At 69.1% G+C, this 26,552-nt stretch carries 19 protein-coding genes and 3 pseudogenes; 12 read left to right on the forward strand and 10 right to left on the reverse strand.

Annotated features, from left to right (window positions below; genetic code table 11):
* Positions 1–98 precede the first annotated feature (98 nt).
* Positions 99–1,316, forward strand: a complete 1,218-nt coding sequence (locus DSC45_RS21030) for an ROK family transcriptional regulator (protein WP_119293225.1) — start codon at positions 99–101, stop codon at positions 1,314–1,316.
* A gap of 756 nt (positions 1,317–2,072) precedes the next feature.
* Positions 2,073–3,563: a UDP-N-acetylmuramoyl-L-alanyl-D-glutamate--2,6-diaminopimelate ligase gene (locus DSC45_RS21035; RefSeq protein ID WP_119293227.1), complete on the forward strand. Its 1,491-nt coding sequence runs from the start codon at positions 2,073–2,075 to the stop codon at positions 3,561–3,563.
* 88 nt (positions 3,564–3,651) lie between these two features.
* On the opposite strand, the gene DSC45_RS21040 is transcribed toward DSC45_RS21035, so the two are convergent.
* The 3 genes from DSC45_RS21040 to DSC45_RS21050 all read right to left on the reverse strand — a co-directional run bounded on the left by DSC45_RS21040 (position 3,652) and on the right by DSC45_RS21050 (position 7,753).
* Complete coding sequence (locus DSC45_RS21040) at positions 3,652–4,311, reverse strand: DUF7691 family protein (RefSeq protein ID WP_119293229.1); 660 nt, start codon at positions 4,309–4,311, stop codon at positions 3,652–3,654.
* Between the two features lie 131 nt (positions 4,312–4,442).
* Positions 4,443–6,440, reverse strand: coding sequence for a S9 family peptidase (locus DSC45_RS21045; protein ID WP_240434760.1), 1,998 nt, complete (start codon positions 6,438–6,440; stop codon positions 4,443–4,445).
* A 173-nt stretch (positions 6,441–6,613) separates the two neighbouring features.
* The gene (locus DSC45_RS21050; protein WP_119293231.1) at positions 6,614–7,753 is read right to left on the reverse strand and encodes a serine hydrolase domain-containing protein; all 1,140 of its coding nucleotides are present in this window, start codon (positions 7,751–7,753) and stop codon (positions 6,614–6,616) included.
* A gap of 115 nt (positions 7,754–7,868) precedes the next feature.
* Here DSC45_RS21050 and DSC45_RS21055 point away from each other — a divergent pair, with 115 nt between their 5' ends.
* Positions 7,869–9,269 carry an aminopeptidase P family protein gene (locus DSC45_RS21055; RefSeq protein WP_119293232.1) on the forward strand — a complete coding sequence of 467 codons (1,401 nt, stop codon included), beginning with the start codon at positions 7,869–7,871 and terminating at the stop codon, positions 9,267–9,269.
* 15 nt (positions 9,270–9,284) lie between these two features.
* Here the strand turns inward: DSC45_RS21055 and DSC45_RS21060 are convergent, their stop codons facing one another.
* The gene (locus tag DSC45_RS21060) at positions 9,285–9,959 is read right to left on the reverse strand and encodes a TetR/AcrR family transcriptional regulator (protein WP_162929288.1); all 675 of its coding nucleotides are present in this window, start codon (positions 9,957–9,959) and stop codon (positions 9,285–9,287) included.
* A gap of 908 nt (positions 9,960–10,867) precedes the next feature.
* Between DSC45_RS21060 and DSC45_RS21070 the strand changes: the two are divergent.
* Both DSC45_RS21070 and DSC45_RS21075 read left to right on the forward strand, forming a co-directional pair.
* Positions 10,868–11,074 (forward strand): annotated as a pseudogene (locus tag DSC45_RS21070) (hypothetical protein); the annotation flags it as partial.
* Positions 11,075–11,205: 131 nt separating this feature from the next.
* The gene (locus DSC45_RS21075) at positions 11,206–11,583 is read left to right on the forward strand and encodes a VOC family protein (RefSeq protein WP_119293240.1); all 378 of its coding nucleotides are present in this window, start codon (positions 11,206–11,208) and stop codon (positions 11,581–11,583) included.
* A gap of 366 nt (positions 11,584–11,949) precedes the next feature.
* On the opposite strand, the gene DSC45_RS36120 is transcribed toward DSC45_RS21075, so the two are convergent.
* Positions 11,950–12,147, reverse strand: a complete 198-nt coding sequence (locus DSC45_RS36120) for a phosphoglycerate mutase family protein (protein WP_205571384.1) — start codon at positions 12,145–12,147, stop codon at positions 11,950–11,952.
* A gap of 681 nt (positions 12,148–12,828) precedes the next feature.
* On the opposite strand from DSC45_RS36120, the gene DSC45_RS21085 reads away from it, so the two are divergent.
* Entirely contained in the window at positions 12,829–13,593 is a 765-nt protein-coding gene (locus tag DSC45_RS21085) for an HAD family hydrolase (protein WP_240434761.1), read from the forward strand.
* Positions 13,594–13,909: 316 nt separating this feature from the next.
* A complete protein-coding gene (locus DSC45_RS21090) occupies positions 13,910–14,923 on the forward strand; it encodes a ketopantoate reductase family protein (protein ID WP_119293241.1) in 1,014 nt (337 codons plus the stop codon).
* Between the two features lie 243 nt (positions 14,924–15,166).
* Here the strand turns inward: DSC45_RS21090 and DSC45_RS21095 are convergent, their stop codons facing one another.
* Together DSC45_RS21095 and DSC45_RS21100 are read right to left on the reverse strand one after the other, a co-directional pair.
* Positions 15,167–15,622: an SRPBCC family protein gene (locus DSC45_RS21095; RefSeq protein WP_119293243.1), complete on the reverse strand. Its 456-nt coding sequence runs from the start codon at positions 15,620–15,622 to the stop codon at positions 15,167–15,169.
* Positions 15,623–16,023: 401 nt separating this feature from the next.
* Positions 16,024–16,899 carry a glycosyltransferase family 2 protein gene (locus DSC45_RS21100; RefSeq protein WP_119293245.1) on the reverse strand — a complete coding sequence of 292 codons (876 nt, stop codon included), beginning with the start codon at positions 16,897–16,899 and terminating at the stop codon, positions 16,024–16,026.
* Between the two features lie 129 nt (positions 16,900–17,028).
* Between DSC45_RS21100 and DSC45_RS21105 the strand changes: the two are divergent.
* Together DSC45_RS21105 and DSC45_RS21110 are read left to right on the forward strand one after the other, a co-directional pair.
* Positions 17,029–17,857 (forward strand): annotated as a pseudogene (locus DSC45_RS21105) (IS5 family transposase).
* Between the two features lie 54 nt (positions 17,858–17,911).
* Complete coding sequence (locus tag DSC45_RS21110) at positions 17,912–18,451, forward strand: hypothetical protein (protein ID WP_119293247.1); 540 nt, start codon at positions 17,912–17,914, stop codon at positions 18,449–18,451.
* A gap of 821 nt (positions 18,452–19,272) precedes the next feature.
* On the opposite strand, the gene DSC45_RS21115 is transcribed toward DSC45_RS21110, so the two are convergent.
* The 3 genes and pseudogenes from DSC45_RS21115 to DSC45_RS21125 all read right to left on the reverse strand — a co-directional run.
* Positions 19,273–20,403: an LCP family protein gene (locus DSC45_RS21115; protein WP_119293249.1), complete on the reverse strand. Its 1,131-nt coding sequence runs from the start codon at positions 20,401–20,403 to the stop codon at positions 19,273–19,275.
* Between the two features lie 26 nt (positions 20,404–20,429).
* Positions 20,430–20,924, reverse strand: coding sequence for a transglycosylase SLT domain-containing protein (locus DSC45_RS21120; protein WP_119293251.1), 495 nt, complete (start codon positions 20,922–20,924; stop codon positions 20,430–20,432).
* Positions 20,925–22,194: 1,270 nt separating this feature from the next.
* A pseudogene (locus tag DSC45_RS21125) lies at positions 22,195–22,446 on the reverse strand (cytochrome P450); the annotation flags it as partial.
* Positions 22,447–23,141: 695 nt separating this feature from the next.
* Here DSC45_RS21125 and DSC45_RS21130 point away from each other — a divergent pair.
* The 3 genes from DSC45_RS21130 to DSC45_RS21140 all read left to right on the forward strand — a co-directional run bounded on the left by DSC45_RS21130 (position 23,142) and on the right by DSC45_RS21140 (position 26,464).
* Entirely contained in the window at positions 23,142–24,608 is a 1,467-nt protein-coding gene (locus tag DSC45_RS21130; RefSeq protein WP_162929289.1) for a hypothetical protein, read from the forward strand.
* A 209-nt stretch (positions 24,609–24,817) separates the two neighbouring features.
* The gene (locus DSC45_RS21135) at positions 24,818–25,300 is read left to right on the forward strand and encodes a hypothetical protein (RefSeq protein WP_119293255.1); all 483 of its coding nucleotides are present in this window, start codon (positions 24,818–24,820) and stop codon (positions 25,298–25,300) included.
* Between the two features lie 912 nt (positions 25,301–26,212).
* The gene (locus tag DSC45_RS21140) at positions 26,213–26,464 is read left to right on the forward strand and encodes a winged helix-turn-helix transcriptional regulator (RefSeq protein WP_240434762.1); all 252 of its coding nucleotides are present in this window, start codon (positions 26,213–26,215) and stop codon (positions 26,462–26,464) included.
* The last annotated feature ends 88 nt before the right edge of the window (positions 26,465–26,552 follow it).

Raw genomic sequence — 26,552 nt, forward strand, 5'->3', positions numbered from 1 at the left:
ATGGGTCGATGGCTCCAGCCGACTCCAACTGACCTCAGCCCTCGACGATCGCCGGTCACCGGGAGATGCTGAACTCGACAGGCACAAGGGGGACTTGCATGCGCCGCGGCAGTAACCAGCTCCGGCTGGCCGACTACAACCAGGCGGTCGTCCTGGAACTGGTCCGCAGGTCGCACGGTGTCAGCCGCGCCGGCCTCCAGCGCAAGTCCGGTCTGAGCTCCCAGACCATCTCCAACATCACCCGCCGCCTGATAGACGAGCAGCTGATCCGCGAGAGCGCGCCGGGCGGCACCGCGCGCGGCCGGCCGAGCATCCCGCTCGTCACCGACCCCGACGGCGCGTACTCGGTCGGCGTGCACATCGACCCGGCACGGCTGACCGTCGTACTCCTCGACCTCGCGGGCAAGGTGCGCCTCGGGCGCCAGGAACGCACACCGCAGGCCACGAACCCGTCCGATGTGACCGCCTTCATCGCCGACACCGTCCACGGCCTGATCAGCGAAGCCGGCATCGCTCGGGCGCAGGTGCTCGGGCTGGGCATCGCCGCACCGGGACCGCTCGACGTCGATGCCGGAGTCCTGCTCGACCCGCCCCAGCTGCCCAACTGGCGCGACGTTCGGCTGGGCGCCGACCTCCGCGAGGCGACCGGGCTGCCCGTCCTCCTCGACAAGGACGTCACCGCCGCCGCGACAGCGGAACTCCGTGCTGCCCAGGAGACCTCGAACACCTTCGTCTTCCTCTACCTGGGCTCCGGCGTGGGCGCCTCGGTCGTGCTGGACAACCAGGTTCTCCGCGGCACCACGAACAACATCGGGGAAGTCGGCGACCTGCTCGTCGACTCCGACGCCGAACAGCTCGAGTGGAGCGGCCGCCGCGGGGGCCTGGCAGCCGCCTGCGTGCCGGAGGCCCTCGTCCTGCAGGCCGCCCGGGTGGGCCTGATGCCCCTGCCGAACCTGAACGACTACGTCGCGGTGGACGACGCCTGCTCTGCACTGTGTGCCCGCGCATCCGAGGGCGACGCCGTGGCCGGCCGGATCCTCGATCGTGCGGCACGACGGGTGGCCGTCGGTCTGGGCGTGCTGGTGAACCTGCTCGACGTACCACGGGTGGTGATCGGAGGACCGCTGTGGGACCGACTGAGCCCGGCGTTCCTTCCCGTCGTCGGCGACCTGGTCGCTGACGAACTCGTGGCGGCGCGGGACAGGGTCGAGGTCCAGGGATCCGCCGTCGGCGACCGCGTGGCCGCACTGGGCGCTGCCGAACTGGTGATGGACCATTTCCTCGCGCCGCGTCCGTCCGCGCTGATGGTGGGCTGAAGCCGCGCGAAGCGCCTGGGACAGCACTCCCGCGCGTCATGTCCTGGGTCGCCGACCATCACGAAGTTCGTGCATGCGCCGGCAGAGACAAGGCCGGCAGCACTCGGGGCCCGCCCCGCCGTCCTGCGGGTCGGCCAGGATGCGGCGCAGTCGCGCACGGCTCAGCAGCAGGCGAAGCACCTCGGCGGTCTCCGTCAGCGGCAACTGGGCTTGAACCGCCGCCCGTTGCGCCCCGGTGGCCGCGGACTCCGGGGGCTCGGCCCGGTCCGTCAGGGCCTGCCCGGGGTCGGGCGCGGGCGCCGCGAGCCATGCAGCACGCGCGGGCTGCCCCGGATGCGCCCCCCACCACACCGCAGGCGGCGTCGGTCGGCCGCGAGGACGCCGTTCTCCCCGCGCGGGCGGGCGCGTACACTCTCCGTATGGGACATACGCATACGGTGACGGAGAGCCCGTCACGGGCCCCGCATCCGTCGGGTCCCGTCGAGCGACGGGCGCGCTGCCGCGCACTGCACGGCCACGGCTAGCAACTTTCCCGCCAGGCCCGCGCGTTCGGCCTCTCCGCGTTCCCCTTCTTGCGATGCCCGTACGTCCGCGAGAAGCACCTCCACGGCGAACCCGGCGTATCGCGGCCGCCGCGCGCACCCGTCGACCGCACATCACCGCTCCCGCACCATCCCCCTGCGCCCGCGCCCTTGCGTACCGCCGGCGTCGCTTCCCGCGACCCGGCGGACCGGCCGCACCTCGAGAGGACCCCCTGTGAAGCTGAGTGACCTGCTGGCCGGGCACGACCACGAACCACTGCTGGGCGATCCGCAGACGAGGATCACCGCGGGAGCCTGCCTGGACGCCCACCGTGTCTCGCCCGGGTCACTCTTCCTCGCCGTACCCGGGCACCGCGAGGGCGGCCCCGAGGCCGTCGGTTCCGCACTGGCGCGGGGCGCCGTGGCGGTGCTCATCGAGGGGCCCGCATCCACCCTCCCCGCATCGGTACGGGCGTCGGCGGAAGGCGCCTGCGTCGTGCGGGTGGCCGACACCCGCAAGGCGGCAGCGCTCATCACCTCGCGCTACTACGGGGAGCCCGGCGCCGCGATGGACATGGTGGCCGTCACCGGCACCAACGGGAAGACGTCCGTCTCGTACATGGTCGAGTCGGTGCTGAGGATCGCCGAGGGCACGAAGGTGGGAGTGATCGGCACGGGCGGGAACCGCATCGGGGACCAACTGATCCCGATGCCGCGCTCAGTACTGACCACCCCCGAGTCACCGGACTTCCAGTACCTGCTGGGGCACATGCGCGACCACGAGGTGAACACCGTGGTCCTGGAAGCCACCTCGATGGGTCTGCTCAACCACCGGATCGACCACTCCTTCCTCGACGTCGGCATCTTCACCAACCTCACCCAGGACCATCTGGACGACCACGGCACGATGCAGCACTACCGGGACGCCAAACTCCGGCTCTTCAGCGGGCTCTGCCGTCGCGCCGTGGTCAACGCGGACGACCCCGTCGGTGCACTGATTCCGGCGATGATGCCGGGACTGGTCCGCACCTACGCCCTCGACTCGGCAGCGGACTACCGGGCGACCGACCTGGACATGGACGCCTTCGGCACGCGATTCACCCTCCACCACGACGGGCGCAAGTATCCGGCCGCGATCCCCGTCCCCGGCAGATTCTCGGTCTCCAACGCCCTGGCCACCCTCGCCGCATGCCATGTCCTCGGTCACGACCTGGCCGGACTGGTCGCGGCGCTCGACCGGATGCCCCCGGTCCCCGGTCGACTGGAACGCTTCGAGGCACCCTCGGGCGCCTCCGTGATCGTCGACTACGCGCATTCGCCCGACTCGTTGGACAAGGTACTGGCCGCCATCAGGGACTTCGCCACCGCACGCGTCATCACGGTCTTCGGCTGCGGAGGCGACCGTGACGTCACCAAGCGGACCGAGATGGGTGAGATCGCCGGGACCCACTCCGACCTGTGCGTACTCACCTCGGACAATCCCCGCCACGAGGACCCCGACGCCATCATGGACCAGATCGTCCCGGGCCTGGCGACCACCGGCACTCCCTTCGAGCGGATCGCCGACCGCCGGGACGCCATCTCCTTCGCGCTCACCGCCGCAGGGCCGTCGGACATCGTGCTGGTCGCGGGAAAGGGCAGCGAGCCGTACCAGACCGTCGGCGACCGGCTCATCCCGTTCAGCGACATGGCGACGGTGCGCGAACTGTCAGCCCCGAGGGACTAGGCGCTCCGAGCAAGTGCCGTTCGCAAAAACCTCGTCGAGGGCACCGCGAACCGCACTGTCACGTCCTGGCCGCCGCAGTGAGGGGCGGTCAGCCGACGATGGAGAAGAAGATGGTGTCCTGGGTGTACCAGTCGTCCTGTGGCCCTTGGTGTGCTGCCCACTCGCCTGCCTGGACATCGAGCTGCTGGATGAGCTCGTCCAGCTCGGTCCGGAAGTCGGGGTCGACGCCTTCGCGGGCAGCCCGGTAGGCGTCGGCTGCGGGCTTGGCTTGGGCGAGTGGCCAGCAGCCGATCTCCGGTGACCCGTCCTCGGGTGCTGGAATGGCGAACGGGATCTCGTCCGGCGGCCCGGAGTACAGAAAGTCCCCGGGCAGTAGCCCCCTGGGCACACCGGCACGGCGCAGCTGATGCTCGAGCAGTTCGAAGAACGTCGAGGGACTGGAGTAGCCGGCCAGCGTGCCCGGAGCGGAGGTGTTGCAGTCGATGATGTGCTGCAGCGCCGTGTAGTAGGCGTTGCCCGCGTACTCGGCGTCCGAATCGGCCCGGCCGGCCAGCAGGTGCTCGAGCGCCTCCGGCACCGGCAGGCCCCAGTCCACACCCTGCCGGTCGAGACTGCGCTGGTCGGCCTCGGCGCGCTCCCGGATGAAGCGGACCACACGCTCCTGCTCAGCGGTGAACTTCCCGGCCGCGCCGAGGAATCCCACGACATCGGCTCTCGTGCCGGTGCTGAAGTTGATGATTTTGCTCATGCGGCCACCGTGCCAAAGGCCTCTGACAGGACGGCCCTTGGCACTTCGGTCCTGCATAGGCCGCGAGGCCTTCGGGCCCTGTGGCCCGCAGGCGCCTGCGCCGGTGCCTCACGTGCGTGACAGACGTCCGGCTATGTCGCCGATTCCGGCGCGGCCGGCATGTACTGCTCGAACCAGTCCATCACCCGCGCCAGGAAGTCGATCTGGGCCGGGTACGCCCGTACCCCGTGCCCTTCCTGCGGATAGATCACCAGCGCCGACGGCACCCCGTGCGCACGCAGCGCCTGATGGAACTCCTGGGCCTGCCCCGGAGGCGTGCAATTGTCCAGTGCCCCGGCGACGTTCAGACACGGTGTGCGGGCCTTGCTGGCGTGCAGCACCGGACTACGGGTGTGGGCGCGCGTCCCGTGCTGCTCCGGATCGGCGTCGAGGAACCGGTTGCCCCACGCGGCGATGTTGCTCGTGAAGCCCTGGCTGTACCAATTGGTCACCGGAGAGACCGGCACGGACGCCGCGAACCGTCGGTCCTGGGTCACCAGCCACGACGACATGAAGCCCCCGTAGCTCGCGCCGATCAGGCCGACCCGGTCGCCGTCGACGACGCCGCGCTCCACGAGAGCGTCGATCCCGGACAGATAGTCCTGGGTGTCGGCGCCACCCATGTCCCCGACGACGAGACCCGCGAAGGCCTGCCCGCGACCGCTGCTGCCCCGGGGGTTGGGGTTGAGCACCGCGTACCCGCGCGACACGAGCAGCGGCACCCACTGCGACCGCATCGACCAGGTCTCACGGAACGCCCAGACCGGACCGCCGTGGATGTTCACCACCAGCGGGAAGGGCCCTTCACCGTCCGGCGTGCACAGGATGCCCTCGATCTCCGTGCCGTCGGGCGCGTGCCAGGCCACCGGCTCGGCGGTCCCGGCCACCGAGCGCAGATAGTCGGTGCCCGGATGTGTGACGGAGCCGAGCACCCGGTCGCCGTCGGGTCCGGACAGCACCAGCTGCTGGGGCAGCCGGTACGACTCCTGGATCGTGCACACGCGGCCGTCCGCGGTGAACGCCCCGTCGGGGTGGAACGTACTGCCGCCACAGGCCCGCGCGGTGGACAGGACCTCCGTCACCTCGCCGTCGGCGACCCGGACGGTCCCCGCGACCGAATTCAGGTGGCGCTGCCCGAGGTAGCCGAGCCGTTCGCCGTCGATCCACTCGAGCCGGGTCACATCGGTCCCACGGGTATCGAGACGCCGCACCGCACCGGAACCGGGATCGACGAGAAGCAGGTCACCGGCCAGCACCCAGCGGTCACTGCACACGGCCTCCGCGACCGCGAGCCACCTTCCGTCCGGAGAGCCGACCGGCAGGCCGAGCTGGACCTCGCTGCCGAGGACCTTGCGCACCGAGCCGTCCGGCTCGACCAGGCTGAGGTCCGCGCCGTACCAGTCGTCCTCGCCCGGGGCGTCGGACGTGATGGCCGCGACCCTCTCCGGTCCGCACCAGCCCGCCTCCCAGCAGTTGAGGCCCTCAGGGGTCAGGCGGTCCAGGACGCCGGTTCCCGGGGTGTACACCCACAGGCTGCGCCAGGCCTCCCCGGCGGTCTCGCCGTCGACGCGCGGAGCCCACGACGGGGCCTCGTCGCCGCCCTCGCGTCGGTTGCTGCCCGAACCCTGCCCGCCGGACAGTTCGGCGCCGAGGCCGGCGACACCCAGCAGGATGCGAGTGCCGTCCGGAGACCAGTGCAGGTACTCGATCGTGCCGGGCACCGCGGGCGCAGGCTCTGCCTCACCGAGCTGTTCGTCCACCAGCAGGTGGAGCTGGAACACCCCCGGCCCGGCACGGTCGGACAGAAACGCCAGGGTGCGGCCGTCAGGCGAGAAGCGCCCGGACCGCGCCGAGCCGCCCGAAGCCGACACCTGCCGCAGCCGGCTGTCCTGCGCGGTGCACAGCGCGGTCCGCGGCAGTCCGTCCAGGTCGTCCAGGACATCCGCCGTCACCACGGTGCGGGCTCCGTCGCGCGTCACATGAAGCTCCCGCAGGCCGCCCGAGGGCAGGCCGAATCCGGGTTCGTGGACCGACCTCAGATGCCGTAGAACCCGCTCGTACTGCGTGGTCCTCTCGGAACTCTCCGCCATGGGTGCCTCTCTCGGTTGTCGGGGCTGTTTCACAGGACGTCCCGCGGTGTCTCGTACGGCCGTCCCCCAGCGAGCGTGGCAACCCTTCCGCCTCCGTTCCACCATCGCGTGTCGGGACTACGGCCTCGTCGGGACGACACATGTCGGGATCGCGCGCACCGGCTCGCATGCGGTTATCCGAGTGCCGAGTACACGGCATCGAGGACCGCTGTCTGGCGAGCGTCGAAGGGCACCGAGCCGTAGCGGGTGGCGGTCCAGCACAGGGCGAAACCGGCATCGGGGTCTGCCATGGCGAGTGAGCCGCCGGCCCCGCCGTGCCCGAAGGCACGAGGGCTGCGGCCCAGCGGGAAAGTGCTGCTGGGCTTCTGGAAGGCCAGCGCGAATGCGGCCTCCCCGCCCATCACCGCGTCGGTGCCGCGTGTGTACTCGGTCGTCACGCAGTGGAGGGTGTCCCGGGTCCAGAGCGGGGAGACGCCTCCTCGCAGGACACGGTTCAACTCGCCGTAGAGGCGCGCGAAGTCCCGTGCGCCCGCGAACATGTTCGCGGCGGGCATGAAGGCGCTCTGTCCCGCCGGGCCGTTGACACAGGCGATCGGATCGGCCACCGCCTCGGGGATGTTGCGCATGACGCGCGACGCCAGGCTGTCCGGGTCGGCGAGGGCGGCCGTCATCTCGGGCGACGACGTGGGGGAGCCGGCCCTTGCGGCGAGGACGCGGGCGGCACGGTGGCGCTGCCCGGCGGGCAGACCGACGTACATCTCGGTCCCGATGGCGTCGTTGATCTGCTGGAGCAGTTCGGCGAAGCCGAGCCCCGAGGCGCGCTCGAAGAGGAAGTCGGCGTAGTTCCCGAAGGTCTGCGGGCTGTAGCCCGTCCTCGTTCCCGGCTCCCATGCCGGGGCCTGTGCCACCAGCGCGGCAGCCAGCTTCTCGCGGTCGGTGGTGAGGGCGAGCGGCATCGTGTCGTCCAGGTGGACCAAGCCCGTGCGGTGCGACAGCAGTTGGGCCACGGTGATGTCGCGCTTGTCGGCCGTCCCGAACTCGGGCCAGTAGGACGCCACCCGTGCATCCGGATCGAGTTGGCCGCGGTCGATGAGGAGCGCCGCGACCGCTCCGACGACTCCCTTGCCCATGCTCTGGACGATCTGGAGTGTGTCCGCGGTGTACGGCGCCCCGGTCCGGGCGTCGGCGAACCCCCAGGTCCCGTTGAGTACCTCGGTGCCGTCGACGAAGACACAGAGTGCGGCCCCGGCTTCCGGGTCGCCGGCCAGCTGCGCGGCGGCGGTGTCCCGGACCTTCTCGACGTCGAACGTCATCTGGGCTCCTCGGGTGGCGATCGGAGAACGGGTGCCGACGGTCCGGGGCTTGACGTACGGCCCGGCCGGGGCAACCCTTGGCCATATTAACAGTGTTAATTTGGAGGGCAAGGGTATGACGTGGACCGATGAAGAACTGCAGAACTTGGTGACGAAGGCCGGCCGTCGCGCCCCGTTGGAACAGGTGCGGATGATGACCGCCGGCTGGCAGGTGCCGGCCGCAGAGACGGACGAATGGAGTGGCGTGCCCCCACGCCGGTTCCGCAGGGCCGCCGTCACCGGCGACTTCCCCGGTGACTGGCTGGTGATCCCCAACGGGCGAGCCCCGTGGCGCACCAGCGATCTGACCTATCCGTTCCGTCCTGCGACGGACTTCATGTGGCTCGTGGGGGAGGCCGACCCGGGCTCGGTGCTCGTGATCGACGGTGACGGAGAACCGACCCTGTACGTGGACGAGAACCCGCCGCTCGGCCACCCGCTCGCCTTCCTCGACGCCGCCCGCGGAGCGGTCTGGAACGGCCGGCCCGAGTCGCTGTCCGCGCTACGGTCCCGCCTGGGCCTCGCCGTACGTCCGATCGCCGATCTGGAGAACGCCCTTCGGCGTGCGGACAACACCCGCACCGTCCGCGGCCTCGACCCGGTCGTCGACTCCCTCGTTCCCGAGGACGGGAGCGAACTCGAGAAGCAGCTCGCTCGACGGCGCCTGATCAAGGACGATCACGAAATCGGCCGACTGCGTGCGGCGGCGGGCGCGGCCGTGGAGGGCTTCCGGGCCGTCGGCCGGGCTCTGCCCGAAGTGATCGAACGCGGCGAGCCGTTCGTCGAGGGCCTGTTCACGCAGGTTGCCCGGACACACGGCCGCGGTGTGTCGTTCACCCCCGTGTGCGGCGGCGGGCCTCGGTCGACCATCCCGCACTGGTTCGGAAACCACGCCCCGATCGGACGCGGCGACATCCTGCTCATCGACGCCGGTGTCGAGGGCGCCGAGCTCTACAGCTCGGACGTCGCCCGGGTGTTCCCTGTCTCCGGCCGATTCTCCGCCGTGCAGCGCGACGTGCACGACATCGTGTCCGCAGCGCACCGCGCCGCACTCGACATGGTGCGGCCGGGCACGACATTCCAGGAACTGGGCGCAACGGCGGCGCACGTGCTCCTCGATGGCCTCAAGTCACTCGGCGTGCTGCCGAACCGGACCCTCGAAGTCTTCGACGACGACCTCCTCGCACGCCGCTGGACCCTGCACGGCATCGGTCACATGCTCGGCATCGACGTGCACGACTGCAATCCCGTCGTCACCGAGTACATGAACCGACCACTGGTCGAGGGCCACGTCCTCACCATCGAGCCGGGCCTCTACTTCTCACCGCACGACGACCTCGTCCCGGGTCACCTGCGCGGCCTCGGGGTGCGTATCGAGGACGACGTCGCCGTCACCGCGAACGGCTACGAGGTGCTCTCGGCGGGCCTGCCGACCTCGGCGACCGGATTCGAGGACTGGCTGGGGACCCTGTCGTGAGGCCGCCTGCGCCAACTACCGGCCGGGCTTCGCAGTATCGGGTTCCAACTCGCGCAGGACAAGGTCGAGTTGCTGCCCGAAACTGCGGTCCCAGTCGGGCGCCACGGCATTGCGCAGGTAAGTGCCGAGGAGCGCGTACTTCTCGACGCTCGCGTGCCGCTCGAATCGCTCGGTGACGGAGGTGGCACGCGGGCGGTGGTGGTTCGCGTAGGCGATGGCCTCACCGACGCACAGCGTCAGGATCGCGCGATAGAGGACGACGGCACGCTCGGGCGTCGCGCCGGCCTCCTGCAGGTCGGCGAGCATGATCTGGGCGCAGTCCAACTGCGCGGAAGGCGACTGCTCGGGCAGGTAGCCGATGATCGAGGTGAGGAGACCGGGGTGCTCGACTCCGGCGGAGAACAGCCGGTGCCCGATCAGGCGGATCCGCTCCAATGGGCCGTCCCCGTCCGGGAGTTGCTGCAGTACCTCCCGGGCCACGAAAGCGTCCGCGACGGCATCGAGCAGTTCGTCCCTGTCCCGGACGTGATGGTAGATCGCCGTCGCACTGACTCCGAGCTCGGTGGCCACCGCCCGCAGTGACAGACCGGCCAATCCGGTCCGTTCGGCGACGGCCTCGGCGGCGGCTACCACGGCCTCGCGCGTGAGCCCTGCTTGCTCGCCCCTCGAACGGCGTGCCGACGCGTTCACAGTGCTCCTTCTTAGCCGCCTGGTGCGGATCCCGCCCCGAGTTTATGCGCCTGGCTGACGACTCCGCAGCCTCTGGTCGGACGGGGTGGCAGGCACCTGTCGCCAATCCGTCGGCCGACGCCTGTTGTCACGCTGGTTCACCCATCGGGCGGGGGCTCACCCGTCGCGGCGGCTTCTTCGCTCGCCGGTGGGCGCGGCCGGTACAACGAAGACGAGCGGGGCCAGGCGGCGGACGCCCACGAACACGACGGCGACGACCCACCCGGGGACACCAGGCACGCTGCCTGCTGTGCCTGTGCCTGTGCCTGTGCCTGTGCCTGTGCCTGTGCCCGTGCCCGTGCCCGTGCGCAGCGCGATCGCCGTGACGACGGGGACGGTGCACGTCAGCAGCCGTATCGCCGAACATCTCGAACGCGTCGCACCCAGGATCGTCTCGCCGCCCCGCTCTCGTGCCGCGTGCCTCGCCGCCGTGCTCTGGACGGTCGTCGACTGCGGGCGTGCCGTCCGCACCGCGCTGCCGCTCCCACACCTCATGGATGGCCCGGACTCCCAATACATGGACAACATAGGGGTGTTGGGGGGGGGGAGGGGGCATGGGCGGGAGCGAGGCTGCGTCCATCGCGGGCGCGGGCGCAGACCACGACGAGTTCCACGGGCTCGCTTCCGCCGACGGTTCCACCGTCTTCCCCTGGAGGGCGATGACATCGCGCCAGGCAGACTCCGGACCACGTCACGCACAACGATGCGGTCCCCGCCGACGACGGTCGCACCCCTGATCATGCGCGAGCATGCACGTGAACATGAAGGCCGCGAGAGCACCGCGCGGGATGGCGAAGACGAAAGGGGCTCAACTACCTCCGCCAGCAGTTCGGTGATCGCGCCGACGGGGCCTCCGGGCCCACTGCGTGCTGGCCGCCGAGCTCGTCAACGAACTGGTTGAGGCCGCCGACGAGAAGCAACTGACCAGATCTCTCCCCCCCCGGCTCTGCCCGGCCATCGTCGACCAGCTCCCCTCCAACGGCGCCATCATCCAGACCGAGGCAGACGACTCATACCGCCTCGTCCACACCAAAGCCCAGGCCGAGCAGGCCGAGGCCAACGGAGTAAGCGCTTGAGGACTGGTTGAAAAGGGACTCACAGACGACGGGGCTCGCACAGGACGACGCCCGAGCCTGAAGAGTGACAGCCCCCTCAGGGCTGCCGAAAATGGATCGTCAGGGAGGGATGAGCCTTCTACGGTTCCGCCATGCAGATCGTCGTGACGCTGGACTGTGTCGACACCGAGGCGCAAGCCGATTTCTGGATTGCCGCGCTCGCTCCGCTGGACTATCAGCGAGGCTTCCACGGACCTCCCTACCTGAGCCTGGTCGGGCCCGCTCCTGCACCGACTCTTCTCCTGCAACACGTCCCAGAAGCCAAACAGGGCAAGAACCGCATGCACCTTGATCTCGACTTTGGCACCGCAGACCTGATGCCCGAGGTCAATCGCCTCGAACAGCTGGGCGCTACGAGACTCTCTGCAGAACTCAGCGAACACGGCTTTCGCTGGATCGTCGTAGCCGACCCGGAGGGCAACGAGTTCTGCGTATTCGATCCCCCGGACAGCACCGACACTGCGCGGTAGTTGCGAGGCGAGGCCGAGTCCCCACCTCTGGCCGGGCCGCCGAACTGCGAGCGGACCGGGCAGGGCCAGTGCCCCCCGCACGCCTCGAAACGACTCCCGTTCGGACCTCCATAGCCAATCTTGACTGCGAGTGACCCGAGACATGCGCGAATCCGAGGCCCGCCGTCCGGGGTGGAGATCTTCCTGGCGTCGCGCCGCCTCAACGCCCTTTGGATGCAGGGGAGTTCAGCGCGCTGACCTCAACAGATCGTAGGGCCGCAGCCGGAGGATGAACCTCGAAGACGCCCATCTCCCGGTCCCGCAGCCGTTCGTCGACCAACACCTCGAGCCGGCGGCCTGAGTCCCGCCCGGCAGCCCTCTCCGACATCACGTCCCAGGTCTGCCGGTACGTCGGAACGGAGAACTGACCACGACGTCCGGACACGTACCGAGAGGCAGTCCGGCCAACCAGGCGCCCAAGGCCGAAGCTTGTGCCACCCCCAGAGCGGACAGCGGCACGTCTCTGTCGCGGCCCGGCACCGGCCCGGCGAGCGGGCCCGCCGCCTCGGCTGCGCTGAACGCCACGTTGGCGGTGCTCTGCCCGTGACGCGTTGCTCAGAGCGAGCCCAACGCGTTGGGGGAGGGAAGGGCACTCCGCTCGAACACATCAATAGAAGGCGCGACGGGCACCGCGGGCAGCCCCCTCGCACACATGGGCCCGCGCAACGGACCGGCCTGCGCACTCATACGCCTGCTTCGCTGCGCGACCATTCTTCTTCGCATCGCGGAGATCCGAAATAGCACTCTCTGAGGCGACGTTGACACCCCGGGGGCGCAGCCTCCGGCGGGCGGACGGGGGGATGCGGCGCCGCGCTCGAACCGTCGTGAACCCTCCTTCCGCACGGAGCACGCACAGCCCGCGATTCGTAACCCGAAGCCTGGCCACCACTGCGCGCTGACCCACCGCAACGTAGCGCTGATCCACACGCAGACTCAGGGCGACGGCCGACGGCCCCCCGTGTACGTGGAGTTGCAATGACAATCCCGCGCGGCGGGTCAGGCACGCGGCCACCACAAGGGCCCGTAACCCGCAGACGCGGCGCCGTGGAAGGGGATGCGGGCGATGTCGGGGCGGGGGTAGTGATGCGCGGCGCGCGCCGAGCGGGGTAGTCAAGGTGCGAGGCTGCTGTCCGATGATGCTGATCAGTGGGGTCTGTGCGAGGTCTTCCCCGCTGACGGTCCGACGCACGGCGAGGGGCGGCGGTGGTGCGTACGGTCCTGGATGCCGGCCGGCCCGCAGAGCTGCTCGCGCGTGGTGTACTGCCGGTTGTGCCGTTGCTGATGGTGGATCTCGATAACACTCTGGTCGACCGCGATGCCGCCTTCGCCGAGGCGGTCACCGCGTTCCTGGCCGGGCATGATCTGCCCGGCGCCGATCTCGCGTGGGTGATGACTCTCGACGCCGGTGGCTACGCCTCGCGTGACGATGTGGCCGCTGCGATGGCGGACCGGTACCGGGGGTTGGTGTCGGCCGGAGCCGTACATGCTCTGCTGGACAAGGGCGGCGCCGATCATGTGGTGCCGGCAGAGCTGTCACGCGGGGCTCTTCGTAGAGCTGTGGCTTGTGGTTGGGCATGCGTGATCGTCACCAATGGCCGCGTCGCCCAGCAGGAGACCAAGATCCGCCGCGCAGGCCTTGACCTGCTGGTCCAGGGCTGGGTGATCTCTGAGGCAGTCGGCTGCAAGAAGCCCGCGCCGACCATCTTCCAAGCTGCGGCAGGCGAGGTCGGAATGCCGCTCGACGGGGCCTGGGTCGTCGGCGATTCCCCTCATGCCGACATCGCCGGTGCGCAGTCACTGGGCCTCGGCAGCGTGTGGGTGTCGAACGGGAAGCCGTGGACCGGGGCCGCCTCCTGCCGACCCACCCATGTCGCCGCCGACGTCGCTACCGCGATCGACTACGTCATCAGTACGGCGAGTACGGCGAATGCAGCGAGTGCGGCCCCAGGCGCGGTCCGAAGGCAGGACTGAACGGCTCACCGACCGGTCGACGCGTCGGGCACGGGCTTCGGTCGAGATGGCGGCCGTCGACCACAGGCCCGGCTCTGGTGGGGGCACGGTGGGCGTCGGCCTGCTCGTCGCGGTACGCGCGGTGGCGGGTCCGGGTCACTCCTGCTACCTGACGCCTCGGTGCCGAACTCATATCGTCTGCAGGGGAGTTGTCACGCCCACTGCCCGCAAGCCCAGCAGGGGATTTGAGATGATCGGATCCGTATCGACTTGACCTTGGGTGCTGTTGTCCGGGCTTTCGCCGCCTCACGGGGCGGTGCGGGAAGGGTTTGACTTGATGCGTTACGTCATGATCGGAGCGGGCGCGGTGGGTGCCGCCGTGGGCGGTCGGCTTGCCGAGGCAGGGCAGGAGGTGGTGCTGGTTGCTCGTGGTGCGCACTATGAGGCGCTGCGCGCACAGGGTTTGCGCCTGTCGACTCCGGACGGGGTTCGCACCCATCGGCTCCCCGTTGTTCAGCATCCGGATGAACTGGGGGAGTTGAGGGCGGACGATGTGCTGTTCCTCGCGGTGAAGACGCAGGACAGTGAGGCTGCCGTCGAAGCCTGGGGTTCGTGCCGGGTGGTGGGCGGTGGGACGGCTGCCGAGCGGCTCCCCTTGGTATGTGCGCAGAACGGTGTGGAGAGTGAACGTATCGCTCTGCGCCGATTTCGCCAGGTCTACGGGATGTGCGTCTGGTTGCCTGCGACGTTTGTCGAGCCGGGAGTTGTGTCCGCGGCGGGCGCCCCGTACACGGGGATTCTGCACCTCGGCCGTTATCCGCAGGGCGTCGACGGCACAGCCCATCGGATCGCGGCGGGACTGGAGACGGCGAAGTTGCGCGCGCCGGTGGTGCCGGACGTGATGCGCTGGAAGTACGGCAAGCTCCTCGCGAACCTGGCCAATGCCGTAGAGGCGGTCGGCGGCCAGGCCACCGGCAGCGCGGGCGCCGCACTGGTTCAGCGGGCCAGGGCCGAGGGCGAGGCCGTACTCGCGGCGGCCGGGATCGCGGCCGTCGGCAGTCAGGAACAACAGGAGGCCCGCGGTGACCTCATGCGTCTCGAGCCGGTCGAGGGTGCCCCGCAGGGCGGCAGTTCGTCGTGGCAGAGCCTGGCCCGCGGGACCGGCAGAATCGAAGCCGACTACCTGAACGGCGAGATCGTGCTCCTCGGCCGCATGCACGGCGTGCGGACGCCGGTGAACGAGGCCCTGCAGCACGCCGCCAACGCGTTCGCGAGAGAACAGCGGCGGCCGGGATCGATGCCCGTGAGCGAACTGACCGCACTGGCAGACCAGATGACCCCTCAGGAATAGGCCCGCGCCCCGGCACCCGGCAGAACTGCGCTGCCATGCGGCGTTCCACGGCCCGTAGCGGACCGCGTGCTGCGGGAATCCCGATGAGGCGGCAAGCGAGCAGCGCACCAGTCGCGGCACGCGCGGGTGGCGGGGATCGCCGCAGCCACCCGGCGTCCTACGAACCGGCGGCGAGCGGCGCCCTGTTGTGCCGTCCTTGCCCTGCCGGCTCGACGCGCCGGCAGATCCGAGGCCGCCGTCCGGTCAGTTCGCTGTCCGGTCGACCAATGCGGTGTCGGCGGCGTCGAGGATCTTGCCGAAGGTGTAGGTGATGACCGGTCGGGCGAGACGCCGGGTGAGTAGAGGGCCGAGCAGGGGGACAGGGATCTCGGCGCGGGTGGTCCAGCGCACATGCGTGCCACCGTCGACTTCGGTGAACGTCATCCGCCCGAGTTCGTGTCTGGCCGGCGGCAGGCTGCGCTCGACGACGTACTCGGTGGAGTACGGCGGGTCGTAGTGGGTGATGCGCTCCCTGAACCAACCGATCAGCCAGAGGTGAATGCGCACCGCGCCGACTCCGTACGGCGCGTGTGCGCCCTTGTGGGCAAGGCGGCATCGCATCACGAGCGGCGATCTCGTGTAGTTGGTGGTCGTGGTGAGCCAGTCGAACACGTCCCCGATGGGGGCGGATACAACCTTCTCCGCGGTCATGGTTTCCACGCGATGGCCTCCTCTTCGGTCGCGCGGGGAACGCGGCCGGCGTGCAGTACCGGATGTCCGGGATCACGCTCCCGGCCGGTGATGCGCCTGCCGCGAGCCTTGTACCCGGGCTGACCCGCCTAGTTGCGGCAAGGTCGGGGGCGCACGAACGACGTGCGTGCGTGGTGTGAACTGATCGTGTGCGCCCGGATATGCGGCGCGAGGAGCAACCCGGAGTGAGCGCGGGCGAGTTGACAGGAAGCGCGGGGCTGATGGACGACCATCTCGCAGCCACCGCGCCACACGCCCGCTCCGGATCGGTTCCGAAGGCCGGCATGCCGAGGCGCGCCGGAGTGGGCCACATCCAGCCGCCGTGGGTGCGTGAGGAAGTGCGGAACACGGTGATGCCTGGCCCAGGTCGATCACAGGATCGGCGGACGCCCCAGTCGGGTCATGAGCCGTACCGTCCGCCATTTCATCGGCTCACGCGAACCGCAGGGGGACCGCATGCCGTCGATGAAGCCGCCCCACCAAGCTTTCAACCCTGTCAGGGACCGCATCCGCACCATGGTGAGCAGGATCCACACGGCGAGATAGGCAGGGATCAAAGGCGCCGGCAGGCGGCGACGGGCCAGCCAGACGCGGTTGCGTGCGGTGTAACGGTAGTGGACGGCGTGCCGGGCGGGGGACGTCCTCGGGTGCTGGAGGACGATCTCGGGTTCGTAAAGGATCTTCCAGCCCGCATTGAGGGCACGCCACGCCAGGTCGGATTCTTCGTGTCCGAAGAAGAACTCTGCGGGCCACAGGCCGGTCTGGCGGAGCATGGGCATCGAGAAGGCGTGACCACCGCCGAGGAAGGCGGTCACCAGGCCGCGGCGCATCGGGTCGTCAGCCCGCAGCCGGGGAATCCACCTCCGCTCGGTATGCCCGTGCTCGTCAGCGACTCTGAACCCGATGACCCCCAACTTCGAGTCTGCCGCGAACAGTTGCTGGACTCTGCGGAACACATCATCCGCGATGAGTAGGCCGTCGTCGTCCAGTTCGAAGGCGACATCGATATCGCCCGCGTCTCGCAACATGCTCAGTCCGACGTTGCGGCCTCCGGGGCAGCCTCGGTTCTCCTCGAGCGGGACCTTCGTCGCGTCTGTCGTGACCTCGGTGAGGGGCGTGGCATTACCGACCAGCACCACCCGCGCTGCAGGGAAGTCCTGCTTCGCCACCGAAGCGAGCAGAGCCTCCAGTTCCCGCGGGCGCGTGCCCATGGTCACGATGACAACTCCGATACGCGGCATCGGCATGGAAGCAAACTCCTGTGGTCGGCGCGGTGACGATGCTAGCGCCGCTCAGCGTGGTCGTCCGACCGCATTCCCCGGCGGCGGGCACGCCTGAGACGTCGTCTCATCCGGGCAGTTCGATAAACCGGTGCGGTGGGGTTCGTGGCGCGTCTGGCCCCGGACGGGCTGTGGGAGCTGTTTCAGCGGGCGGTTCCGCCATCTCCGACGCGACCGCAGGGCGGAGGCCGACGGAGATACGGAGACCGTGAGGTCCTGGCAGCGATCGTGTTCGTCGCCACGTCGGGCCGCACCTGGCGGCAACTGGCCCCGTCCTTCGGCCCGTCTGGCCCGACCACTCACCGGCGGTTCACCGAATGGAGCACGGTTCTGGTGTGGTCCGAGCTCCACCGGCCGGTCCTGGACGAGCTGGGCTCTCGTGAGGAGCTGGACGAGCTGGGCTCTCGTGAGGAGCTGGACTGGTCTCGGTGTGCGATCGACTCGGTGAACATGCGGGCTCTGAAAGGGCGGATCTGACAGGTCCGAATCCTGTGGACCGGGGCAAGAAGGGCTCAAAGATCCACATGGTCACCGAGCGGACTGGTTCGCCCCCGCCTGTCGGCATCTCGGGGGCGAACCTGCATGACAGCCAGGCACTCGAGCTGCGCGTGCGGGCATTCCGCCCATCCGCGCCCGGCGCGGACCACGACGGCGCCGACCAGCCAAGCTGCACGCAGACCAGGGATACGACTACGACCACCGACGACGATGGATACGCCGCCGCAGCATCACTCACTGCATCGCCCGCAAGAACATCGAGACATTCAGGCGCCTTGGCCGTCACCGCTGGACCGTAGAACGGACGATGTCCTGGCTCGCTGGCTGCCGCAGACTCCACCGACATTACGAGCGCAAAGCCGACCACTTCCTCGCCTTCACCAGCATCGCCTACACCCTCAACTGCTACTGCCGACGCGCCAGTTGAGAACGCCTCGATGGCCTTGTGGTGGACGTTCATCGAGTGGCATACGGTGCTTCGATGTCCGCTTTAATACAACAACTCCCGGCACTGCTCGGCGTAGTGATCGGCGCTCTCGGCTCGTACATGGTGGTCATGCTGGGTGACGATGCGCGATTCCGTCGTGAGCAAGCGTCGCGGCGGGAGGATCGTCGACTGGCTGCCTACTCAGAGTTCGCCAGGTCCCTGAGGGCGTCCGTCAGCGTGATGTTCAGAGCTGCTGCCCAGCTTGGCAGTGATCCGCATCCTCATCCGCTCCCCCTGGAAGAGGCGGCTGCGCGGCTGGGGGAGGCGGCCGAAGCTCGTGATCTCGCGTGGGAGTCAGTGTTGCTGTTCGGGGCAGCGGAGGTTGTGGAAGCGGCCAGAGAATGGGCCGTGGCTGTCGCCGAGATGGAGCAGGCGATGCGGACTGAGGCGCACGATCGGGAGGGATGGAAGGCGCTGGTCGAGAAGCAACGCGTCGGACGTGAGGGGTTCTACGCTGCGGCCCGTCGGGATGTCAGCCTCCCAGCGGGGCACTCGGGCCGGTGGCAGACTCGCCCGGGGCGCGAGGGAGCGTAGCGCTCTCGCCCCTCCCTGGCCTTCGTTTGCAGAACCTGCACCCTCACCTGCTATTGCAGATCTACCAAATGAGACGACCTCTTAGGCAGGGGAGGTGCCGGCGTCGACAGGCACCGGGCCGGCGGATTTCTACTTCACGCACGAGGAGAGCGACGCTGCCTGGTGGCCCCGGCCACGGCTGAAACTGCACGGTGGAGCTGCTGCTCCGGGCCCGAGGCGTCTGCGGCCAGCCAGGCAGTCCGCTTCCGTACGCCTGCCAGCGATGCGGCCGGCCGAGCACGGATTGCCGATTCTGCATCTCCCGCGCCACTCGGGCGCGCGCGGCACGTCCTCGACTCCCGCCCCGGATTTGTACGCGAGGTGGTGGTCTGCGCACCTGACCGAGGGCCTGCATAGCGAGACCCGGACGAGGTGTAGCCCCCAAGCGCCCGGCTGCGGGACCAGGCGCGTGTCACGACACCACGCCCTCGTCGACGACGGCCCGGATGCAGTGTCAGATCACCGGCGACGCGGTGGCGAGCCCTATCCGCGTGTCCACGTCCGCACGCCGCCTGCAGGGGAATGGCTGCCAGTCGAGCCCAGGCGCGTATGGCCAGGGCGGGACCGACTGCGGCCATGTTTGGCTGCAACCGCTCGGTCCGCTGGGCGTCCCTGTGGGGCAGGCCGGACATCTACCTGCACAGGTCCGCCGCGGGCACATGGCAGTGTCGCGGCGCTCCGCATGCCCGACGTGACCGGCACCGTGCTCGGCCGACGTGCCCCCCTGCCGGTGGCGGCGGCCTCCCCGCGTCGTCGCGACGGGTGGGAGGCCGCCGGATGACTCAGGCGCCGCTGCTCACGGGGGAGTCGGACTGGTCTCCCGCAGACTTGCTGGTCGCGGACTTCGGAATCGCACGGTCCTGCCGCAGCGCCTCCCACACCTGCTGGGCGTCCTTGGTGAGGGGGATGACTCGCTGCTTGTGCTGGGGGTCGTAGGTGACCGGCAGGGTCGTCATATTCATGTTGCCGGGTTTGATGCCCTGCAACTCATCGGCGAGGTCCAGGAGTTCACGAGCAGAGGCGAGTTCTGAGTCGGTGCTGACGGACCGGGTGGCGGTGTCGGCGAGGTCGTAGAGCTTTGCCGGGTTGTCGGTGAGTCCGAGAGACCTGACGCGGTGCATCAGCGCCTTGATGAAGGACTGCTGGAGTTGGATCCGCCCGAGGTCGCTGCCGTCACCGACGCCGTGCCGGGTACGTACGAGCTCCAAGGCCTGCTCCCCCCGCAACGTGTGGTGGCCGGCGCTCAGGGACAGTTGACTGTCCTTGTCGGCGATGGCCCGTTCGGTCTGGATGTCCACACCGCCGAGCTCGTCGATCAGGGTGCGGAATCCCTTGAAGTCGACTTCCAGATAGTGGTCCATACGGACACCGGACATCTTCTCGACGGTCTTCACCGTGCAGGCCGGGCCGCCCGCCTGGTACGACGCGTTGAACATCGACTTCTGAGCGGCCGGTGCCGAGCCACCTCCGGGCTTCGGGCACGCGGGCCGGTTCACCAGAGTGTCCCGCGGGACACTGACCACGTCCGCCTTCCGATGTGACTTGTCAATGTGCAGGACCATCGCGGTGTCTGAACGGGCGCCGCTGACGCCGCTTCCGTACTTGCCGTGCGTGCCGGCGCGTGAATCGGAACCGAGCAGCAGAATGTTCATTGCGCCGTTGTCCCGCTTGTCGGGTCGGTCCTGCCCCAGGGCGGTGTTGATGTCCGTGCCCTGGATGTTGCCGTCGAGTTGTGACCAGAGCGCGGCGAGCCCCGCGCCTCCGAGGGCGACGACGCCGAGTGTCACCCAGCCGCCGATTTTCAGCGCACGGCGGTGGGAGCGGACCCGCTGTCCCCGACCACGGCCGACGCCACGGGCCGGAGGGCCGTACGCAGCAGGTTCGGGTTCCTCGTTGTCGCGCTCATGGGACATGGGCAGCCTCCTTCGTCGACGAGGGATCAGTAAGCGGAGTCGACGTTGTCGATGGAGCCGTACCGGTCGGCTGCGTAGTTGGCCGCGGCCGAGATGTTCGCGACGGGGTCGGTCAGGTCGTTGGGAGTTCCGGCGACGTGGTACGCGTCGAACGTCGGCTGGATGACCTGGAGCAGGCCCTTGGAAGGTGTGCCGTTCTGCGCGTTGACGTCCCAGCCGTTCTGGGCGTTCGGGTCACCGGCGGACTCGCGCATGATGTTGCGGTGCAGACCCTCGTACGTGCCGGGGATGCCCTTGTCCTTCATGACCGACAAAGCCTCCTTGATCCAGCCGTCGAGCTGGTCGTTCCCGGAAGCAGCCGCAGGCGCCTGGGCGGCGGAAGCAGCGGCGGACGTCGGCTCGGCGGCGTGAGCGGGGGAGGGGGCGACCGTCAGCGCTGCGGCTATGGCACCGATGCCGGCGACACCGGCTATGGAGAACTTACGGATTCGGGCGGGGCGGGCCTGGCTGGTCGCAGTCATGGGGAAGTACCTCGTTCTTGGGGAGTGGAGCGGATCGAGCCGGAAGGGGACGGGGCGCCGTCCACCGCCGAAGGCAGTGAGGCGGGAGCCCCGCTTCCGGAGTGCCGCCATGCTTGGCGATGCGTCGATCCAGGCGCAAAACCCCCACGTACTAAGCCACTACGCAGAAACGGTCAAAACCTCCCCCGCCGCTCAATCGTGGGGCCTCGACAGGGCGAGCGGACCTACTAAGCCCCTTCGTATGTGACGTGACTCGCATGGGCGGGGTCACAGCGGAGCACGTCGGACGGCGACACACGCCGCAGCCTGCGTGCGACACACAACACCCGTCCCGAGCGGATTCGGGGCGTGAGCAGCGGGTCGCGGCGACAGTCGCGTCCACAACCGACCGGCAGTGGTGAACAGCCACCTCTCTCCGTGGCGTCGGACTCGGCCTTGCTCAGCCGACGACGCGCAGCGGCGCGTCTCGGACAGTTCGCGAGGCTGCCCCCGTGTCGACCGTTGACGACTGCGGACGGCCGCTCGCAGTCGCGTCAGCGGCGCTGCCCACCGGCCGTTCAGGGCGCGGGGGCAAGAACGCCGGCCGCTGCCGGCAGATCACGGTGGGAGCCCGGCCGTCGGCGACCGCCGGCGGCCGAGGGCGTGCCCGTCGGTCACTGCGCCTTCGCCGACCACGACAGCGCCCCGCGGCGAGTGCCTCCCGCCGAGGTCGACACGTGCTGGCGCGCATCGTCGACAGCGCCACCGGGCCCTTGAAGCGGCTGTAGACACCGCTGGGTCGCTGAGGTGTCGGCGGACGGCGCGCCTGCTGCCGTCACGGCTGTGGCCGCGGTGTCCGTCGAGTCCGCTTGTCCTCTGTCTCCCGCTCTAGAAGGGCGGACGACACGAGAGTTCTTGGCGGTGCTGGATATCTAGTTGCCACGCTTCGCGGCCGCCGCTTCTTGAGGCTCCAGGGGCCCGAAGTACCTTTCAGCGACTGGTACTTGTCGACTGCCTGCTGCCTGCTGCCTGCTGCCTGCTGCCTGCTGCCTGGGCATTCCGGGGCCCTGGCCTCGGCCGTCACGGCGGTGACCGTGGCCTGCTGCGTAGACCGGGGTGGCCGGTCTGTCTCGGCGACACGGGCGGCCGCCCAGCCGAGTGTCGTGAGGGCTGCGGGAGCCAGGTATGCAGCGAGTGCGGGTATGTGTTGGACAGTCCCGTTCACGGAGGGAGGCTGGACCAGGGCGTCCCGGGCGTATGCCCAACACCGTTGATGCCGTGCGAGGAACGATCAATCGGGTCGTTCGAGCAGTACGGGGAAGGACTCCAGCTCGTTCTGGGTCAGTACCGGCAGATTGTGGATCTCTTCGGCGGGCACGCCGAGGTGAAGCCCGGGGAAGCGAGCGAAGAGCGCCGGCAGAGCGATCGACGCCTCGAGTCTGGACAGGGCCGCCCCAGGACAGATGTGTGGTCCGTGACCGAAGGTCATGTGGCGGATCGGGGTCTGCCGGGTGATGTCGAAGGCATCGGCGTTCGGCCCGTGGTGCCCGTCCGGGGGAAGTTTGCGGGCCCAGGTCGCCTGGCTGCGGGTACGGGCGTTTCCGTGCCATTCAGCGCCTCGGTGTACGCCCGATGTATCAGGTCCGGCGCGGGGCACGCCAGCCTGTACGCCGACGCCGCCCGACCTGCGCAGACCCTGGCCAACTCCGCTGTGGCCGCCGCACGTTCGGCCCGTGATGCGGCTGGTTCGGCATCGACCCACGTCGACAAGGCAGCCGACACCGCCGCAGATGCGGGCACGCAGGCACACGAAGCCCCCGACCCCGCGAACCTGCACCCTGCCCAGCCCCGGGAACTTGCCGACGGCCCGACCGCCGTGCCGGCTTCTCCGTTCGATGTAGCCGAGCCGAGCCGAGCCGAGCCGAGCCGAGGCGGGCGACTGGCGGGCCCAGGGCGCTTGAACGCGCAGGTTTCGTCACGTCGGGGCAACCGGGTGGTTTCGTTTGCTCATCGGGTTGACCGGGCGATGATGCCTGAGGTGCGGAGTCGGGCAGGGTGGGCGACGGCGGTCTTCACCCGGGCAGCGGTGGCCGGGCCGTATCGGCCGGGCGTCAGGACTGTTGGAGACTTTCGGGACTTGTGGGTGGGAGAGGCAGTATGCGGCGCAGGGAGGTACTCAGGCTTCTTCCTCGTCGGCCAGGATCGGTCGGGCGTAGCGCGGGAGTCGTTGCCGCGTTCATGACCGTGTTGCTGTTGGTGTGGGGGATGGTGGCCGGTGCCGGGGGCGGTCCTGCCGGTTATCGGGCTGGTAGCACCGCACATACGGTGGGTGCGGCCGAGCAGGCCACGGAAGCCAAGGGACGTGAACCGCGTTTGCGGGTGCCGTTGACGTACTTCCTCGTCCCCGCCGATGAGCGGGGAAAGAGCGGTGATCCGCGCCGCCGCCAGATGGACCTGGACGTCGAGATCGACAACCTCGCCAACGAGCCTGGGGGCCGGCCGTTCGGCCGGATCACGCTGGACGTGAGCGGTCTCTCGGGGAAGGTGGCGTTCGGCCAGGATGGCTCGGGCGAGTGCAAGGGCTACGGGACCACGAAGATCCACTGCCCTGTCGACAGTGACCGGCCCGTGTTCACGACGTATCTGCGCGCACTCGAGTCCGGCCGGAACGGCGAGTCCGGGGTGCTGCGCTACACGTTCACACCGCACAAGGGCAAGACACTCACAGCGTCCACGAAGGTGGTGATCGGCCGGCCGCGGTTGGCAGTCGTCCAGCCCCCGATGCGTAAGGGCGTCAAGCGCACCGAATCGGTGCGGGTGCCGGTCACATTCAAGAACGTGGGCGAGATCCCTGTGCACGGCATCACCGCGGACATCAGCCCGGGGCGGACTCTCGGCATGAAGCACCGTAACTGCCGCTATATCGAGGCGTCCATGACGTGCGATTTCCCCGACGCCGTCGTCCGTCCGGGACAGACGATGACCCTGAGCCCCACACCGCGGGTGCTCAATGCAGAGCCTGCGATGTACGAGTCGGTCTCCTTCTCCGTCCGCCCCCTGGAACCGTCCGGTGATCCCGGATACGGCGAACTGGGTTCGGGAAGCCCTCTGCGGCTCGTTGATGCGTCACCGGCGAGGGGCGCACTGCGCGAACCTGACGAGCCGGGAGGGGAAACCCTCATGTACTTGCAGCGGCCCACTCGCGCCGACTACGAGGTGACCGGCCTGCACCTGTCGAAAGAGTCGGACCGTCGCGTCCGGGCCCGTGTGGGCGTAAGGAACAACGGGCCCAGCAGTGTCCCCGGTCTCGGAGGGCTGTACTACGCGAAGGTGACGTTCCCGATGGGCAGCACCGTCGTGAAGACCCCGCGTGACGAGAGCCTTGAGGAGGACGCGGAGTTGTGCCAGAAGGTCAGCGGCACCGAGTATCGGTGCGAAGTGTCCCCTCGCAGCGGAGAGACGAATACTTTCGACTTCGTTGTGCGCCCCGGCTGGTGGGGGCAGACCAAGGTCGAGATCACGGACTCCGAACGGTTCCCCCGACGGGACCCCAGGCCGGCCAATGACACGGCAGCAGTGGCCACCCCTGCGGGGCCGCTCCATACGGCGCTGTCCGCCACCTTGGGGGTGGTCGTGATTGCCGGCGCGCTGGCACTGACACGACGCCACTGGTTGAAACCGCTCAAGCGCGTGGCGCGCCGGTAGCGGGGATCGTCGTCGGGCTCACCGGGCGAGTCCGGGCCCGCCGGCAGGGAATGAGCGTGGGGATCTCACGCCTTCGCAGTCAGTGAGTCAGTGAGTCAGTGAGTCAGTGAGCCAGTGAGTCGGTGAGTCAGTCGGGCGGGGGTGTCTCTGTGTCGTTGGCCTAGGGATACGGGGTGCATTGGGGTCGGTGAGCCGAGGAGCATGGCGGGGTGGCTGATCTTCTGTGGAGTGACGTGAAGTGCTTCTTCGACCCGGACTTGTTGGGGTCGTTGCCGGACGTGCGTGTCCCGGGTGCCTCGGTGGAGGACTGGCAGGCGGTCCTCGATCTTGTCGTGGAGAAGGGCTGGAAGTGCCGGTACTCCGAAGGGGAGAGGGTGCTCGCCGTGCCTCGGGCGGAGGCCGTGCTGTCCCGCCCAGCGGATACAGAGTGCCCGGCCCTGCGGGTCTGGCCGGCTGCGGATGTGTTGGCGATCTTCCGTTTCCATGCCGTCGATGAACTCGACTTCGATGTCGATCTGCGGGAGTTGCAGGGCCAGGATCGACTCGATGTGTCCTGCGACTTCCTTGGGGAGATCGGGCGCCGGGTGGGCAAGCGGGTGCTGATGGATCCGGAGGGCGACCGTGGCCATCCGGTGCTCGGCTTCGACGTCGAGGCTGATCGAGTCGTGCTCCTCGCGGATCCGCCTGCCTAGATGAGCGGGCCGCCGCCGGATGGGCCAGGTGCGCCGCGGCCGGACCTCCTGGACGTGCGCATCCTGATCGCCCCGTCGAGGGCCACAACGAGGCAAGGCTGCCCCGACTCCTCAGAGTAGTGAACCCCCTCAGCTGATCAAGGCCGGCATGCGAGTGGGGCAGTATCTGGCTGCCAGCGGGGACTTCTCGACGACCGCCAGCAGGGGGGGGAACTGCTGGCCGCTGACGGGAGTTTGGAACGACCTTGGACAGTCCAGCCGGCGCTTTCGGAGCGACAGGAATGTCAGTGATGGCCGCTATGGTGCGGACGTGGTGGGGACCGAATACAGGCGCGTGAGTCCTCATCGTCCTTGCGGGGGGTTGCAACTCAGCCGGGCGGAAGGTGAGCAACGTGGTGCCTATGACGCGCTCGGGCCGGCCGACCACGGGTCGTCATTGTTCCTTCGAGGGGCGCGCAATCGGCAACCCAGGACGAACCCGCTGACCGCCTTCGTGGTCCTCATCGCCCCTTCGAGCGCTACAGCTCGTCCAGCTCCTGGGGCAGTCGCCTGTGAGTGCCGCGTCTTCATCGCTGGCCGCGCCACATCGTGATCCGATTCAGATCGATACGGCAGGCTGGTGCCACCGCTGTCGGGCAGGCCGGGGCGTCTGCCCGACAGCGGTGACGTGGTGGCGCGCGATGCATTCTCCCTACGAGATCGGCGTTTGCTCGACGAGGACGCTGAGGTCACCTGGAAGACCGTCATGGCAGAGTTCGGCCTCTCCTACGTCACCGCCACCTGCACCCTGTCTCGACCACGAGGCGGGCGCATCGCCGACCTCCTCGCCGCCGAACCCGCACTGCCGGGCAAGACCGCAGCGCCTGGGCCACCCCAAGGCCGTACATCGCACGGCGATCGCCTACGCACCTCGTGGGAAGCCCGGTAGTCCACGAGTCTCCGGGGTCCTCCTCCGTCCTCCTCACCCCGAGGCTTGCCCGGTTGGTTGAGAACGGACCGATGGAGAAGGTCCCGTATCAGGAGAAGCCGGTGCGCTTCGAGTACCTCCTCACTCCCAAGGGGCGCGATCTCGCGCGTGCCGTCATCGCCCTTATGCAATGGGGGGGACCGGAATCTGTCCTACGGGGACGGCCCGCCGCGCCTGGTGCAGTACATCGGCTGTGAGGGGCTGGTCCATGCGCAGCTGCGCCGCGGCGAGTGTGAGCGCGAGGTGCACACCGAGGAAGTAGCGGTCCGCAGCACCCGATAGGGG

Source organism: Streptomyces sp. YIM 130001 (assembly GCF_003574445.1).
Taxonomy (GTDB): Bacteria; Actinomycetota; Actinomycetes; order Streptomycetales; family Streptomycetaceae; genus Streptomyces.